Annotated in this window: 15 protein-coding genes; 5 read left to right on the top strand and 10 right to left on the bottom strand. The window is 57.0% G+C overall.

All coding sequences use genetic code 11. From position 1 onward, the window contains the following. Positions 1–60: 60 nt before the first annotated feature. The 5 genes from AAAX75_RS01830 to AAAX75_RS01810 all read right to left on the bottom strand — a co-directional run bounded on the left by AAAX75_RS01830 (position 61) and on the right by AAAX75_RS01810 (position 5327). A complete protein-coding gene (locus AAAX75_RS01830) occupies positions 61–2016 on the bottom strand; it encodes a response regulator (protein ID WP_349090890.1) in 1956 nt (651 codons plus the stop codon). Positions 2017–2024: 8 nt separating this feature from the next. Continuing rightward, complete coding sequence (locus AAAX75_RS01825; protein ID WP_349090889.1) at positions 2025–2252, bottom strand: hypothetical protein; 228 nt, start codon at positions 2250–2252, stop codon at positions 2025–2027. After that, positions 2249–3118 carry an ABC transporter substrate-binding protein gene (locus AAAX75_RS01820; protein WP_349090888.1) on the bottom strand — a complete coding sequence of 290 codons (870 nt, stop codon included), beginning with the start codon at positions 3116–3118 and terminating at the stop codon, positions 2249–2251. Before AAAX75_RS01820 ends, AAAX75_RS01825 begins: the two co-directional genes overlap by 4 nt. Before the next feature lie 144 nt (positions 3119–3262). Continuing rightward, positions 3263–4477, bottom strand: coding sequence for an aminotransferase class I/II-fold pyridoxal phosphate-dependent enzyme (locus AAAX75_RS01815; protein WP_349090887.1), 1215 nt, complete (start codon positions 4475–4477; stop codon positions 3263–3265). Positions 4478–4589: 112 nt separating this feature from the next. Further along, positions 4590–5327: a TrmO family methyltransferase gene (locus tag AAAX75_RS01810; RefSeq protein ID WP_349090886.1), complete on the bottom strand. Its 738-nt coding sequence runs from the start codon at positions 5325–5327 to the stop codon at positions 4590–4592. Between the two features lie 141 nt (positions 5328–5468). Here AAAX75_RS01810 and AAAX75_RS01805 point away from each other — a divergent pair, with 141 nt between their 5' ends. The 3 genes from AAAX75_RS01805 (at position 5469) to AAAX75_RS01795 (ending at position 7697) form a co-directional block, all read left to right on the top strand. Beyond that, complete coding sequence (locus AAAX75_RS01805) at positions 5469–6296, top strand: TipAS antibiotic-recognition domain-containing protein (protein WP_349090885.1); 828 nt, start codon at positions 5469–5471, stop codon at positions 6294–6296. Positions 6297–6347: 51 nt separating this feature from the next. Then, on the top strand, positions 6348–6593 hold the full coding sequence (locus AAAX75_RS01800) for a glutaredoxin (protein ID WP_349090884.1): 246 nt from the start codon (positions 6348–6350) through the stop codon (positions 6591–6593). 837 nt (positions 6594–7430) lie between these two features. Continuing rightward, complete coding sequence (locus AAAX75_RS01795; protein ID WP_316369217.1) at positions 7431–7697, top strand: ribbon-helix-helix protein, CopG family; 267 nt, start codon at positions 7431–7433, stop codon at positions 7695–7697. A 148-nt stretch (positions 7698–7845) separates the two neighbouring features. Here AAAX75_RS01795 and AAAX75_RS01790 read toward each other — a convergent pair whose 3' ends face one another. The 5 genes from AAAX75_RS01790 to AAAX75_RS01770 form a co-directional block, all read right to left on the bottom strand. Then, the gene (locus AAAX75_RS01790; RefSeq protein ID WP_349090883.1) at positions 7846–8799 is read right to left on the bottom strand and encodes a tRNA-dihydrouridine synthase family protein; all 954 of its coding nucleotides are present in this window, start codon (positions 8797–8799) and stop codon (positions 7846–7848) included. A 53-nt stretch (positions 8800–8852) separates the two neighbouring features. Continuing rightward, positions 8853–12107 (bottom strand): ATP-binding cassette domain-containing protein, encoded by a 3255-nt coding sequence (locus AAAX75_RS01785; protein ID WP_349090882.1) that lies wholly within the window; start codon positions 12105–12107, stop codon positions 8853–8855. A gap of 254 nt (positions 12108–12361) precedes the next feature. Next, on the bottom strand, positions 12362–13333 hold the full coding sequence (locus tag AAAX75_RS01780) for a TlpA disulfide reductase family protein (protein ID WP_349090881.1): 972 nt from the start codon (positions 13331–13333) through the stop codon (positions 12362–12364). A gap of 29 nt (positions 13334–13362) precedes the next feature. Beyond that, positions 13363–14265: a 4Fe-4S binding protein gene (locus tag AAAX75_RS01775; RefSeq protein WP_349090880.1), complete on the bottom strand. Its 903-nt coding sequence runs from the start codon at positions 14263–14265 to the stop codon at positions 13363–13365. Next, entirely contained in the window at positions 14258–14404 is a 147-nt protein-coding gene (locus AAAX75_RS01770) for a CD1871A family CXXC motif-containing protein (RefSeq protein WP_040219972.1), read from the bottom strand. Before AAAX75_RS01770 ends, AAAX75_RS01775 begins: the two co-directional genes overlap by 8 nt. Positions 14405–14494: 90 nt before the next feature. Between AAAX75_RS01770 and AAAX75_RS01765 the strand changes: the two genes are divergently transcribed. Continuing rightward, positions 14495–15169 carry a response regulator transcription factor gene (locus AAAX75_RS01765; RefSeq protein ID WP_349090879.1) on the top strand — a complete coding sequence of 225 codons (675 nt, stop codon included), beginning with the start codon at positions 14495–14497 and terminating at the stop codon, positions 15167–15169. After that, positions 15166–16317 (top strand): ATP-binding protein, encoded by a 1152-nt coding sequence (locus AAAX75_RS01760; RefSeq protein WP_349090878.1) that lies wholly within the window; start codon positions 15166–15168, stop codon positions 16315–16317. Before AAAX75_RS01765 ends, AAAX75_RS01760 begins: the two co-directional genes overlap by 4 nt. Positions 16318–16327: the final 10 nt, after the last annotated feature.

Here is a 16327-nt window from a genome sequence, read left to right as displayed (position 1 = left end):
CAGGTCTCATCAATAGCAATATGGCCCGGTTCCGACCCACCTTGGAACCGGGCCATATGCTTATGAAGCGTCGGCGGCCATGTGCGCAAGCGCCTCAACGAGCTCCTGCGAGCTCACGGGTTTACTCAGGTGCGCGTCCATGCCTGCCTCACGCGAAAGCCTGCGGTCGTCGGCAAAGGCGTTGGCGCTCACGGCGATAATCGGCGTGGTCGCGGCATCCTCGCGATCGAGTGCTCGAATTCGACGCGTGGCCTCAAGGCCATCGATACCGGGCATCATGATGTCCATCAACACCACGTCGTACTCGTGCGGTGCGCTCGCGGCAAACGCCTCAACGGCAGACTCGCCATCCTTAGCATGCGTCACGACGGCACCGGCACGGCTGAGCGTAAACTGCGCGATCTCGGCATTCAGATCGTTATCCTCTACGAGCAAAACGCGCAAGCCCTGAAGCGTATCGCCATCGCCCGCATCCGCGCGAACTGCCCGAGGAATCTCGGAGCGCTTGCATTTCTCGAGCGGCAGGCGGATGGTAAACGTCGTCCCCTGCCCCAAGACGCTCGTAAAGCTCATGGTTCCGCCCATAAGCTCGACCAACTGTTTTGCGATAGGCGCGCCCAGGCCAGTTCCCGATGAAGCGCCTTCCACCTGTTGCTCCTCGCGGCAAAACGGCTCGTAGAGGTGCTGTTGGAACTCCTCGCTCATGCCAATACCGTTGTCGGCGATCGTGTATTCATAGACGGGGACGCCATCCGCTGACTCCACCTCGCGGCACACCAGGCGAACATAGCCACCTTGGCGGTTGTACTTGACGGCATTGCCGGCAATATTGAGCAACAAGCGCTTGAGGTGCGTCACGCTCACCCGCGCATAGGGATGATTAAGCGTCTGCTGGTCGCAGATAATTGTCACCAGACGCTCCTCGGCCTGGCGCTCCAGAATATCGCGCACCTCGTGGTTGAGGGTCGCCAAGTTTGTGGGAACAAGCTCCAGATCGACCTGCCCGCTCTCCAGACGACTCATATCCAGGGCCTCGTTGGCAAGGTCGAGCAGCAGTCCCGATGCCGTCCAGATTTTTGAGCGGCACTCGGTCTGCTTTTGCAGATCGTCCGCATTGGCATCGCCGACCTCGACCATACCGCGAATGCCGTTGATGGGCGTGCGCAGATCGTGGCTCATGCGGCGCAAAAACTCCGTCTTTGCCGAGTTGGCAGACGAGGCCTCACGCGCCGCCTTTGCCAGCTTGTCGCCATAGTCGCGCTCCTTCTGCAGCAAGTCCGTCAAACGTCGACGGTCAGCGCGGCGACGCACCATCACAACAACGGCTACAACACCGCTGTAGAGCACCAGCACGCCGGCAGCAACAGCCGCGACGACCTCAAAGTAGCGCCGCGCCGAGGCATAGGTGTACACGTAGAACCCGCGCGCTTTTCCAAATGTGCCCAAATACCACTCGCCATTGGCGTTGACCAATCTGACCTTACCAGCCGGGCACCGATCCTTTATACCGTCGACAATGAAGGCATCCGTCGCAGGCAGATCGAATACGCCCAATATGGTGGGTTCAACGGCATTGGTCGCAACGACCTTGCCATCGCTTTCAATCACGATATTGCCGCTGTCAATGGTCTCATAACCACCGAGCAGGCTCTGCAGCTTGAGCGTATTGCTTGCAACTGCCTTCGCGCTCTGATGCCTTACTGCGACAACGATGCCCTCGTCATCTTGCCGGGTCACGCAGCCAATGTCTGCGACCGAATCATCCGCAAGCGTGATGCGGGCGGTATAGGACTTAAGCGGATGGGCTGCCACCTCCAGCACGGGTGCTTCCTTGAGATACGTAGCGAGCGACTCGTAGCCCACGCCATCCGTCGAGGACTCGGACACCAAATTGCCCGATGCGTCCGTCACGATCAGTGCGCTCACGTTGAACTGGTCGGCATATTGCTCCAGCGTAGCGTTATCCACCGAACCGTCGCGCTCCATATCGCGCGCTGTCTCTCCGGCGATCTCCATAACGTGAATCAGGTTTCTGTCGTATAGGCGCTATTAAATGCATCGTAGGAAAGGCTCTGCGTCGCCACGTAATCGACAACGTCGGCAAAGCGCTGCTCGGCTTGGGCCGTCGTATAACCGTAGCTCATCATGCCGGCAACAACCGAGAGCGCTATCCCCAGCAGAGCGACAAGGAGCCATGCCCCCGCCGAACGATTGCCCCGCTCCTGAGCGGCGTGGTCGGGCGCATCGATCATGACAGGCCCTCCATATTCAAAAATGGCGAAGGGTCATCAAAGTACTTTGACACCAGACGTTCCATGGTGCCATCGGCAAGCATTTCTTGGTAGGCATGGGTAAGCTTGACGTCGATGCCACGCGTATCGTTGATATCGAAAGCGGTGCCCAAACCGACCTCTAGCAGCGGCTCATCCAAAATGCGATACGTCACACCATAGTCTTTTTCGTAGGTGAGCAGCGAGGACTCATGCGCGGCGATGGCGTCGACCAGACCCTCAACAAGCGCTGGGTTCAGGTATGAGTGGTCCGAAAAGCTGTAGAGCTCTTTGATCTGCGGAACGTTTTCATTTGTACGATTGAGCAAAATGCCCTCGGGCTTGGTGGTGGACTGGACCGCCACGACCTTATCCTCAAGATCGGCAAGCGTGTAGATATCGCTCTGGGGATCGACCGCGACCACCTGGCGGCTCGCAAGGTACGGGCCGGCCCAACGATACTCGTTTTCGCGACCCGTCATGCTAAAGCTGCCCATGACGCAATCGAGTTCGCCGCTCGCCAGCAGCTCGTTCTTCTTTTCCCAATCGATCAGCTGGTACTTTGGTTTGTAACCAATGCGGGCCAAAGCCTCGGTCAATATCTCAACATCCAGGCCAACGATATCGCCGTACTCGTCGGTATACACAAACGGTGGATAGAGGTCGCTGCCGACGTTGAGCGTCTTGAGGTCGTCGTCTTTGACCTGCGAGGCGTCCAGACCTTTTGATGCAGACGTCGAGGCTTCGCCATTACGCCCAGAACAGCCAGCTATCGCTACGACAAAGGCACTCGCCACCGCAAGCGCAACAAACAACGATATGGCAACCGAGCGACGGGGTCTTTTCATCGAGCTCCAGACGATCCTGTTTACAGACTAAAATGGTAAGAAATAATAGCAAACAAAACCACACAAGTGCCCAATGGTTACAGACGTTTTACCATGCGGGGCCTTCCAGCCGACTTGGCAGAAGGCCCCACATGCAGTGCTCACTTACCGTGCATTAAAAACGTAGCGGTCCAGGCGGTCGCACGCTTCCTTTACGCGCGAAAGCGGCAGCGCCAGATTCACGCGAATGTGGCAGGACCCGTGGAACGGGCGGCCGTCCTGATACCCCACGCCCACGCGCGCCCCCTCGTCGAGCAGCCACTGAATATCGCGGCCATGCTCGCGGCACCACTCGGTGCAGTCCAGAAACACCATGTACGTGCCCTGCGGACGCGAATAAGACACGCCCTCAAAATGCTCGTCCACGTAATTGCAGAAGTACTCGATATTGCCGGCAAGCACCTGGTTGAGCTCGTCCAGCCACTCGTAGCCTTGCGGCTGGTAGGCACCGATAAGCGCGTGCATCGAGAGGACGTTCATCTCGTTGTAGTGAGTCTTGTTGGACACGGCACACACGCGGTCGCGCAGCGTCTCGTTGTAGATGATGTGGTAGCTGCCGACCAGACCCGCCAGGTTAAACGTCTTGCTCGGCGCATAGAGGGCAACCGTGCGCATGCGGGCATCCTCGCTCACCGACTGCGTCGGGATATGCTTGTGTCCCGGCAGGATGATATCGGACCAAATCTCGTCCGAGATCACCACGCAATCGTGCTGGCGATAGATGTCCATGGCGCGCTCGATTTCGTCGCGCTCCCATACGCGCCCGCAGGGATTGTGCGGCGAGCAGAACACCGCGGCATGGATGTTGTTTTGGGCGAGTTTGCACTCCATGTCCTCAAAGTCCATGCGCCACACGCCCCGGTTGTCGAGTTTAAGCGGGCTGTGGACAATGCGATAGCCCGCGGCCTCGATGGACTTGGTAAAGCCGATGTAGGTGGGGCTGTGGACCAGCACCGCATCGCCCGGCTGGACATACGCGCGCAGCGTCGACACGACGCCGCCCAGCACGCCGTTTTCGTAGCCGATATGTTCAGGGCTCAAACCTTCGACGCCATTGCGGCGATTCTGCCATTCGATGATGCGGTCGAAGTACTCAGCGCGCGGGTTAAAGTAGCCAAACATGGGGTGCTGGGCACGCTGAATGATGTGTTCCTGGACCGTGGGCACCGTGGCAAAACTCATGTCAGCCACCCACATGGGGATGCGGTCGAAGCCCTCGTCGGGTGCGTTCGGAGCCATACCGGGGATCTCGCCCCAAGAGTCAACGGCGATGGAGTCCATGCCGTGGCGGTCGATGATTGAAGTGAAGTCGTATTTCATGCTGGACCCCCGTGCAAAGTAGACTGTTTCGATAGGCGCTATTGTCCACCAGCACGGGCGATTTTGGCGCGGGGTTTGGCGCTTAATTTGACGGGTGCGGACGAATGGCTGGTTAGTCTTGCGCGTCGTTGATGGCGACTACGGCTAGCTGGGTTTCATCGACCGTAAAAGATATGTCGAGCCCGGCGAAGGCCAGGTGATAGACGCGGTCTGGCTCGTGTTTGCTGCCCGCGCGGCGCGGATCTTGGCGAAGGACCTCGACCAAGCCGGGGAGCTTTGCGGGCGGGACCATATCCTGCAGTGCTTGCGGAAACTCAACATCGAGCTCTTGCCACGGAGCATCCTCGATCCAGCCTCCGGTCGCATCCGGGTGGCAGTCCGCAAACGGAATGTAGGGCTTAATGTCGTAGATGGGCGTGCCGTCGCGCAGGTCGGCCCCCAGCACATGGATGATGGGGCCATTGTCGGTGAGCTCGACGCGATCGAGCTTGACGCAGGTGAGCCCAATGGAATTAGGGCGAAACGGACTGCGCGTGGCAAAGACGCCCACACGCTCGGCTCCACCCAGGCGCGGCGGACGCACAGTTTTCGACCATTTTGCGTTGGTGCCGGACCTGTCCTGCGTTTTGGCATCGGCGGCTATGTCCTTAGCCGTGCCGCCGGGCGTTCCGTTTTCGAAGCGCCACAGCAGCCACAGGTAAGAGAAGGAGTCCAGACCCTCAACCGCTGCGTTGGAGGCAAATTCCGGCTCAAAAACGATGCGTCCCTGCAGATGAGGCGCCAAAAAGCTGTTGCGCGGGATGCCGAACTTCTGCGGCAGGTCGGTATGTATGTGTGCAATAGGTTCCATGCCGGTCATTGTACGGCATGGAGGCGTGGGGCGTTGCGTGCAATTCTTCGCCGCGGTCCCCCGCCGTGCAACCAACGGTTGCTTGGAAGGGCGTCTGCCGCCGCGTATGCTTAAGCCATCAACCAGCAGAAAGGAGCCGCTATGGCCTTTGCAGAAAAGCTCATTGCCATCCGTCGCGCCCATCACCTTACCCAAGAGCAGCTCGCCGCCAAACTCTTTGTCACGCGCCAAGCCGTCAGCCGTTGGGAGCGCGACGAGGTCACCCCGGGCATCGACATGATGAAGCTCATTGCCGCCGTAACCGGAGAGCCGTTGTCCCACCTGCTCGAAATGCCCGAGCACTATTGCCAGAGCTGCGGCATGATACTCACGCCCAACGACTGCGGCACCGATGCCACGGGCACCGCGACCGAACATTACTGCAAGTGGTGCTACGACCACGGCCAGTACACCTACGACACCACGATGGAGGCAATGATCGAGGACTGTGCCCCACGGCTAGCACAAAACACAGGTATGTCGCTCGACGAAGCCGTCTCGCTCATGGGCGCCGTCCTGCCGCAACTGGAGCGCTGGCGCACCGTGCAGGAAAACGAGGAACGCTACGGCGCCGAGGCTCGGGCTCGCTATGGCAATGAGGCTATCGATGCAGCAAACGAAACGTTACTGGATATGGATCCTCAGACATGGAACGACATGAAGGAACTTGAACGCGCCATTTTGGGCCAGCTCTCGATTGCCATGGGCATTGGCGACCCAGAGAGTAACGAGGCCCGCAAACTTGTCGCAATGCACCGTCGATGGATTGGCCTTAATTGGGGACACGAGCCCCAGAACGAGGCGTACCTGGGCCTCGCCCACGGCTATCTTGCCGATCAGCGCTTTGTTGACTACTACGACAAGCCCTGCGGCACCGGAGCCGCGGCGTTTCTGGTCCAGGCCATCGAGTCGTCACTGGTCCGCGCATAGACCGCGGCGGCTTTGGGTATTTCAATCAAAACCGCAACCGATTGGAGACCTATGACTACTGATCACGAGCTCGTGCTTTACGTTATGACCGGCTGCCCGTATTGCATAAAGGTCAAGCGCTTTTTAGCCGATAACGGCGTGACCATTCCCGAGCGCAATATCTCGACCGATACCGAAGCCGAGCAGACACTCATCGCCGCCGGCGGAAAGCGCCAGGTTCCCTGCCTATTCATCGACGGCAAGCCACTCTACGAGTCGAGCGACATCATCGCATGGGTACAGAAGAACCTGCTCTAGCATGCGCATCCCGTCCGACCAAGGCCCCACCCCATACGGCCTAAACATGTACACCAGCATCCAAAGTCGACATTTTTCGACATCTTTGGATGCTGGCGTACAGCTTTTGCGGGTAGTCATGGACGCTCTTAACCGGCTAATTGTTTGAGGCGACCTTTGGATTATGGCTGTTTGACGCCTCTGGAAAGGGTTTCCGAGAGGGCTGTGGTCAAAAAAGGGCAAATATGAGTACTGTTACCTGTTTAGTAGCAGCGATTTTGATCACTTCAGGAACTATTCAACGTTCCATACGTCCGCAGACGACGCTATTTCTCCTCATATGTTCAATAAAAGTAGCTCCTAATGGGAACAAATCTCATCAGGAACTACTATTTATAGCAAAATAAATGCAACTATAATGGCAACAGTACTCATATTTGCCCTTTTTTGACCACGACCCTCCAGAATAGCCGCTGAGGACGACACTAAATGACAAAATCCGGCACTTGGACGTTCTTATATGACTAGCCATTGAAGGACACCTAACGACTACTCCCATTCGCGACACACTGTGTCGCGAATTAAGCTGGCCCCATTATCGAAGACCAGTGAGAGCTCCTGCTCAGAATCTCGATAGCTTAATAAAGCGCTCCCCTCCGGAAGTTCAATGAGCATCCAAATTCCAGGCTGAAAAGCAAAGGAGTATCGAAGCCGTCAATGCTCATTTCCTATCGAACACGCGGGTCAAAACAAGCTAATTAGCCTGATAAACTGTGTGTATTTTTGTCTACAAAACTGTATACAAAAAGAGTATCCGAGAACCGGCGCTCGACATTATGCCGATCGATAGGAGGCGCTATGGACGCTAAGCAGCTCGAAAAGATGATGGGGTTTGCTCCCGGAGAGTTGGAGAAAGCCGCGGAGGCATACGAAAAAGATGAGTGGCCGAAGGGTCGCACCATCAAGCTGGGAAGGCCGTCGATCTCCGATGAACCAAGCGTTGTTTTATCGGCACGTGTGGGTGAGTCTGTTCTTGATGCGTTTGACGCAAAAGCAAAGCGCCATGGGCAAACACGCACGGAGCGACTCAGGGAGCTCATCACGCTCGATGCAATGATTGCCTAGACTCAACTCCCCCGCCGACCCAAACATATACATCAGCATCCAAAGTCGACATTTTTCGACATCTTTGGATGCTGGTGTACAGTTTTTGCGGGTGTCATCGGGGACGTTCTTAAATGACTAGTCGCTAAAGAACGTCCCCGATGTCTAACTAGCCGTGGAAGCGGGCTATGGGTGCGAGTGGCTGCTCGCGAAAGACGCGCTCGACGGCGGCGCGGTATTCGTCGACCTTTTTAGTCTTACGTACGAGCTTGTGAACGGTAGTGGGGTCGGCGAAAGCGCACTTGGCGTAGAACCACCACTCCTTCATGCGAAAGACTGCATTGCCGCCAATCTCTTCTGCATAGGCAGCAAACAGCGTGTCATGGAAACGCTGCAGCTCGGCTGTCGTGGCAGCAGGGCCGCCGTTGACCATACGGGCCAGAGCGGGGTTCGCGAGCAGGCCGCGCCCCAGCATCACATGGCGCGTGCCGGGATAGGCCTCCACCAGCGCATCCATGTCCTCGAGATCAAAAATATCGCCGTTGTATGCCACCGGAAACGGCGCACGTTCCAGCGTCTCGCCATAAAACTCTTTGCGCGGCGAGCCCGCATAACGGTCCTTCTGCACGCGCGGATGCACGATCAGCTCTGCCAGCGGCATGCGGCAATATAGATCGAGTACGCGCTCGTATTCGTCGTCGCTCTCCAACCCCAACCTGGTCTTGACCGATACCGGCAGCGGAGAGCGCTCACACACGTCACTCAAGAACACCTCAAGTTCGTCGAGATTACGCAAGAAACCCGAGCCCTTGCCCTTGGCGACAACCGTCCCCGAGGGGCAACCCAAGTTGAGATTGACCTCGCGATAGCCCATGTCGGCGAGCACCTGTGCCGCCCACACAAACTCGTCCGCGTTCTTGGACATCAGCTGAGGCACCACGTTGAGCCCCTGGTTATTGGCAGGATCGATCTCCTTAAACGCCTTGCCGCCAAAGCGGTTTCCCACCCGCGGCGGCGGCAAAAACGGCGTGTAATAACAATCGAGCGCGCCAAAGCACTCCGCATGCACGCGACGGAACACATGCCCGGTAATCCCCTCCATGGGGGCCAGCGAAAGAATCATCTACTCTTCTCTCATATCAACGAACGCGACAAAGGAACCGCCCTTTTGTCACATTATTCGGAGCGCAGGGCTTCGACGGGGTCCTTCTTGGATGCGCTGCGGGCAGGCAGCAGGCCGGCAACGACCGTCAACAGCACCGAAATCGCGATGAGCACCAGCGCATCCCGCACGGGCAAGCTCATCAGATTGGGTACCTGTTTGGCAGCAAGCGCCCAGGTATTAACCGGAAAACTCACGAGCACCACGACGATAATGGCAAAGACGCCGGCGATGAGGCCTTCGATAAAGGTCTCGGCATTGAATACGTTGGCCACGTTGCGCTTCGACGCGCCGATCGCGCGCAGGATGCCAATCTCCTTTTTGCGCTCCAGTACGCTGATGTAGGTGATGATGCCGATCATGATGGAGCTCACCACCAGGCTGATACTCACGAATGCGATGAGCACCAAGCTGATGGTGTTCACGATGTCGGTCACCGAACCCATGATGATACCCATGTAGTCTGTGTACGAAATTGCCCGATCATCGTGGCCAGCGGCTTTGACCTGCTTGTTGTACGCATCGATGTGATCGAGTACGCGCTCCTTGGCCTCAAAGTCGCGCGGGAAAATCTTAACCGAGATGGGATCGGCCTCGTCCGCATAGCCCAGTGTGGCCAGATTGTTATCATAGGTGAGCTTCGACGCCTTCGCATAGCTCATCATGAGCGAGCTCAGGTCCTCGGCGTCCATGTTGAAGTGGATGGCATGAGCAAAGGCACTCGCATCCACGCGCATGGCGCTCGCCAGGTTAGTAAAACTCGACGACATCTGCGTCGCCATCTGGCCCATGAGCCCTGCTGCGCCTGCCTTGAGCTGAGCTGACACCGTCGACGCTATCTGCTCGCTGATTGCCTTCATCACCTGATCCATAGCCTGCTGCAGATACGGAGCCAGCTGCTTTTGCACATAGTCGGTCATCGCCTGCTGCAGGCGATCGGCCAGGGCATCGCCGCCGAGGGCCTTCAGCTGAGCTAGGCATTGCTGGGCTGTGTCATTATTCTCAAGATACGCCGAGAATGCGGCGGCGAGCTTTGACGCGTCCTTAAGATCATCGGGCGTCAACGCCTTAAACTGATCAGACTGCAAAAATCCCTCAAACAGCTGGTTGGCAAGCGTTCCCACCTGCTGCATTTGCTCGGGCGTGAGTTCCAGACCGTCAAAGATACCCGAGAGATCTGGGGTTGGCGCTTTTGCCATGATGTCGCTGAAGTCGATGTCCTTCCCAACACCCGAAAGGTCGATATCCAACCCGGACAAGTCAAGACCCGACAGGTCCATACCGCCGCCTGCACCCGAGAGTGCAGACGTATCGAACGAGAATGCGCTCTTAAGTGCTGCCTCGTCCACACTGAACATACTGCCCAGATCCACGCCCTGTTTTGCCTCGCCCTGCAGTTCATCGAAAGATTTGCCCGTAAAGACATCCGTCTCGGGGTGGGCAAGCTGCTCCTGCACAATCTGCGAATCGGCGGCGCGCTCCATAAGCTGGCGAGTCAGTGCATGCGTATAGGCAATGCCCGGGGTCAATGCGCTCGCGTTGGCCGTCTCGTTAGGTCGCACCACGCCCACAATGCGCACGTCAATACCGTCGGCAACCTTGGCCGTCATAAAGTCGGCATCGTCAGACATGTCAGTCCACATGCCGGTCTCTTCGTTTTTGCGATACGCATCGGCCGGCGACAGCACCTTAAACGTGGTAGACAGTGCATCGTCGTAGGTAAAGTCGGTGCCGGTCTCGGGCGTTTCGACCCCACCGTCAGCCGTCATAGCGCTGTTTACCAGATCGTTAAGCTCATTGATATCCAGCGCACCGATGCTGTAGAGCGTGTAGTCGCCCACCGTGCCGCGGCTCGAAAGCACCATCACGGCTTCGTTGGCGGACGTGGGCCAATGACCGGCGACGACATCGTACTGGCTGTCGAGCAGGCTCTGGTCGTCGATTATCTCGTTAAAGACCGAGGTTCCCATGGATTCCATGCTCACCGTTGCCGCCGAGCTCGCGCCTCCGCTCATGGCCTCGGTCATGGCGTTGGGAACAAGCCGAACGGGTTTCTCGTCACCCTTACCCGCACGATAGACAACCGGCGTCACACCGTAGCCGTACTGGATGGCGTTGACCTCTTTGTCGATGCCGTCGCCGCCGTCGTCAAGCCATGCCTTAAAGCTCGTCATGTCGTTGGACTTAACGCTCGCAAACATATCCTTTACGGCCGTGACCACAGGAATCTTATCGGTTCCCTGAGCCTTGCCGCCGGCACTGTCGTCGGACGAATCCACGTTTTCAGACGAGTCATCATCCGCAGTTCCCTGTCCGCCCATCATGGACGACAGGTCGTAATCCTGCTTGGAAATGGTGAGCGGGTAGCTCGAGAGCGTATCCTCCTCGACCTTTTTGATGTAGCCGTTTACGCCATTGGAGAGCGCCAGGATCGCCGCGATACCGATAATGCCAATCGAGCCCGCAAAGGCAGTCATGGCCGTACGGCCTTTCTTGGTCATGAGGTTTCGAGCAGAAAGCCCCAGCGCCGTCACAAAGCTCATCGAGGTTTTGCGCGTGGGCTTGGCCTCGCGACGCGCGGCCTTTACTACATCAAAGGGGTCGGAATCGTCGGTGATCTTGCCGTCCGCCAGGTTGACAATGCGCGTGGCATATTGGTATGCCAGCTCGGGATTGTGCGTGACCATGATGACCAGGCGGTCGCGCGCAACGTCCTTAAGCAAATCCATGACCTGCACGGATGTCGTTGAGTCCAAGGCGCCGGTCGGCTCGTCTGCCAGCACGATCTCGGGATCGTTGATCAGGGCGCGGGCAATGGCCACGCGCTGCATCTGTCCGCCCGAAAGCTGGCTCGGGCGCTTGTTCACGTGCTCGCCCAAACCAACTGCCTCGAGCGCCTTGCGTGCACGCTGGCGGCGCTCGGCATGGCCCACGCCCGTGAGCGTAAGCGCCAGCTCAACGTTTTCCAAGATGGTCTGATGTGGAATGAGGTTATAGCTCTGGAACACAAAGCCGATGCGGTTGTTACGATAGGCATCCCAATCGCGATCGTGAAAGTCCTTGGTCGAAATACCGTCGATCAACAGGTCGCCCGAGTCAAAGTGATCCAGTCCGCCGATAACGTTGAGCATCGTAGTTTTACCTGAGCCTGAGGGGCCCAGAATGGCCACGAACTCGTTGTCGCGAAAAGCCAGGCTCACGCTGTCGAGCGCCACCTGCGTAAACGACTGCGTAACGTACCTTTTGCAAATACCCTTGAGCTCCAACATGGACGGCAACCTCTCCCACGCGGGCGCACTTGCCCGCTCTCCCCCGCCGTTCGTATTCGACGCGTTTGTCCTACTCTATCCCCATTTTTTGCCGGAACCAGTGAGGAATGTAACGAACCGCGCCAAAAAACGAACGGGATGGCACCCAAAAGAAGAGGTCCCGAACGGGACCTCTATATGGTGGAGCTTATCTTGAAAAGCAGCGGACTACTTCGCACAGCGGCGCACGATCCTCGCTATGCTTTACGCGTTTTTTACTGCTCGCTATTTGCAATCGCCTGGTCGATAAGTTTGTCGAGTGCTGCGCGCTGCTCGGCGGAGCTGATGGCTCCCACGATTGGATCCCCTACGATGTTGCCATTCTGATCGATGACATACGTTGTCGGGAACGAGAACAAATTTGACGTAAACTTACCGGCCTCGCTATCCGACTTGAACCAGATGTTCTTATATGTCACACCCTTCTTGCTCAGCACGTCCTTGGCATCTGCAATCTCACCCTTGTTGCCATCGAGCGTAAAGGAATTGACGCCCACGACCTGGCCGCCCTTCTCGGCAAGCTCCTTATTCAGTTTCTCAAGATCGCCCAGCTCGCCCACGCACGGCTTGCAAGTGGTGAACCAGAAGTTCATGACGGTGACCTTGTTCTTAGCGAACAGCTCGTCGCTGCTCACGTCGTTGCCATCCAGGTCTTTGCCCGTAAAGCTGGGGAACTTCGTCGCCTCGCTCGAAGCATTGGCACCAGCCGTCATGCCAGCGGTCGAAGCGTCGACGCTCTCGCCTGAGCTCGGCGTGCTTCCACAGCCGGGGAACTCCTTCTCCAGGCTCTCGAGCTTGTCCTCGATCTCCTTGATCTGCTGTGCACCGGCCTTGAGTGTCTTAAGCTCATCCGCCGTGAACTTATCCTTGGCGCCGTCGATGGTCTTGAGCAGAAAATCGCCGTAATTGCTGCCATCCTCAATCATTGCCGAGTCTTTATTTGCCGCATTGAATACCTTTTCCCACAGCGCGTTATCACTCGAAAAGATCTCGTTCTCCTTCTGCATGAGCTTCGCATACAGCTCGGCGGCCTCGTCGGCATTGGCCGGCTTCTGCGCAGTGAGTTCTGCGATCTTAGGATCGGAGCTCGCAGATTCGTTCGCATTGCCACCGGGCGCCGAACATGCCACAAGGCACAAGGCCAATACCGGCACCATAAACAGGGCCGCAATCTTAGAAAGCTTCATGGTCATTCCTCCGTTTTGTCGAAGCTTGTTTACTTTTTATCGGCGGTCAAGGGAAGCTTTTCCGCCGACACATCCAGGCCATAGCGATAGCTGATGGCATCGACAGGACAGGCCCCGATGCACTTTCCGCACCGGATACATTCGGCATGATTGGGCGTGCGGACCACATCAACGTCCATCTGACAAACCTTTGAGCACTTGCCGCATGAGACGCATTTGCATGCATCGACCCGAATCCCCAGTAGGGACACCTTATTCATGAGCGCATAGAATGCGCCGAGTGGGCAAATCCATTTGCAGAAGGGGCGGTAGAACAAAACGCTCAGCACTACCACGGCAATGAGAACGGCAAGTTTCCAAGTAAAGAGCTGTCCCAACGCAGATCGAATGCCGGCATTAGCAATGGCCAGCGGAATGGCGCCCTCGAGCACGCCCTGAGGACAGACGTACTTACAAAAGAACGGGTCGCCCATGCCCACGTCGTTAACCACCAGCACAGGCAGCAATACCACAGCAAACAGCAGCACAACGTATTTGATATACGTAAGCGCCTTGAGCCTTTTTGTCGAAAGCTTTTTGCCGGGGATCTTGTGCAGCAGCTCCTGCAGCCAGCCAAACGGGCACAGAAAGCCGCATACAAAGCGTCCCAGCAGCACGCCGAGCAAAATGAGCGTACCGGTGACGTAGTAAGAAAAGTTGAACTTGGATGAACCTACCACCGCCTGGAACGACCCGATGGGGCACGCACCCGATGCCGCGGGGCACGAATAGCAATTAAGTCCAGGTACGCAGACGGTTTTTCCCGCGCCCTGATAGATGCCGCCTTTGGCAAAGTTTGGCAGGTGAATGTTGGTAATAAGTGTTGCCGCCGCCTGAATGAATCCGCGAAATCGGGCCAAAACATGCGACGCAGTGTTTTCTCTTTTATCCAATTCCGATACACTCCAAGCACAGCCTAATCGCTTTGGCCAGCACGGCATCCGCCTCGCCACGCATAACACCAAAGCACACCATGGCAATTCCGACGATCAACAAAGCGACCTGTACCACGGGTTTTACCGCTTTGAACAACCCAACCACTCCTTTCGTTACGTGACCATTGGACCATATCGACTATAAAATCCGTGTTAAGCGCGATTTGGAATGTGCAAGGAGACTGTTATGCGTATTTTGATCGTCGAGGACGAGCGGGCGCTGTGTGATGCAATCGCGCGCAGCTTGCGAAACTTGGCGTACAGCGTCGACTGCTGTCACGACGGACAGGAGGCGCTCGACTTACTGAACGTTGAGGCCTTCGACCTCGTGGTACTCGACCTCAACGTTCCCCGTATCGACGGCATGACCGTACTCAGGGAACTTAGGAAAACTGACTGCGAGACTAAGGTACTGATTCTGTCCGCACGTGGCGAAGTATCCGATAAAGTCGCCGGACTCGATGCCGGCGCCAACGATTACCTCACCAAGCCGTTTCATCTGGACGAGCTTGCGGCAAGGATTCGCAGCCTTACCCTAAGACGCTTTACACAAAGCGACATAGTTTTAACCTGCGGAAAGCTCAGCTTTGACACCAAGGCGCGCATCGCTTCCGTGGACAGCGAGGCCTTATCTCTTACACGCAAGGAAACGGGAATCTTGGAATACCTGATGCTTAATCAGGGGCGACCGGTAAGCCAAGAGGAGCTTATAGAGCACGTTTGGGATAGCAGCGTGAACAGCTTTAGCAACGCAACCCGCGTTCACATCTCGTCGCTCCGCAAAAAGCTACGCAGCGCTTTGAGATACGACCCGATTCGCAATCGGATTGGAGAGGGCTACGTTATGGAGGATAGCGAATGAAAAGGCTTTCGCTGCAATGGCGCATAACGATTATGACGGCACTGCTCACGTGTGCAGCATGCGTGCTGACGAACTGCCTGGTCGGCTATACGGGCATGCGCTACATGGATGCTATCGGCAGCGACATCTCGGCCCTTAGCGCAGCCGGCGTAGATGCACCTCAGGCGTTTGACCCAACGAAGGGGAGCCTCGATGACGAGGTCACGATCGTCGTAAACGACGCACAGGAGTCTTTTGGCACAACAGCCTGGTGCATCACGGCTGGAGTCACACTCCTTGGCGGCGTGCTGGCATACTTTGTGAGCGGCCGTGCACTCAAACCGCTACGGGCTTTTGCAGCCCAGGTTGAGCGCGTGCAGCCTGATAATCTAAGCGAAATCAGACTCAGTGAAGATGTGCCCACCGAGCTACAACGATGCAGCGCCTCTTTCAACGACATGATCGCCCGTCTTGGCGAAGGGTTCTCTGCACAGCGTCAGTTTACCGGCAACGCCGCACACGAGCTGCGCACCCCGCTCGCCCTTATGCAAGCACAGATTGAACTATTCATCTCCGAGCACCCCGGTTTGCAACCCGAAACGGCCGAGCTGCTCGGCCTGCTACAAGAACAAACCGAGCGGATGTCGCGGATGACCAAGGTATTGCTCGAGATGAGCGAGCTCCGCAGCGTTCCTTGCGAGGACGATGTTGAACTTGGCCCCTTGTCCGAAGAGGTCCTCACCGACCTTGCACCACTTGCCGAAAATAAAGGCATAGCCCTCAATTGTGCTGGAGACGCTTTAGTAATCGGGAGCGACACACTCCTCTATCGGCTGGTGTTTAATCTGGTCGAAAACGCCATCCGTTACAGCCGCTCCGGCTCGACTGCCAGCGTCTCCATCAGCGACAGCGACAGCCACGTGCTCCTACGAGTCAAAGATGAGGGCCCGGGAATACCCAAGCAGTACCGAGAGAGTATCTTCCAACCGTTCTTTCGCCTGGATAAATCCCGCAGCAGGGCATACGGCGGCGCAGGACTCGGGCTAGCGCTCGTTTGGGAGATTGCAGCGCTTCACGGTGGCACAGTAGAGGTCGAAACAAGTTCCGAGAACGGGACCACCATGCTCGTAAGCCTTCCAAAACGATCCGCAGCGTCAACCGAGCAGTAAAACGAAAGGG

The sequence above is a fragment of the Collinsella sp. CLA-ER-H7 genome (assembly GCF_040092345.1).
In the GTDB taxonomy this organism is placed as follows: domain Bacteria; phylum Actinomycetota; class Coriobacteriia; order Coriobacteriales; family Coriobacteriaceae; genus Collinsella.
Note: the sequence above shows the minus strand (reverse complement) of the source record. Positions and strands in the feature narration are given on the sequence as shown.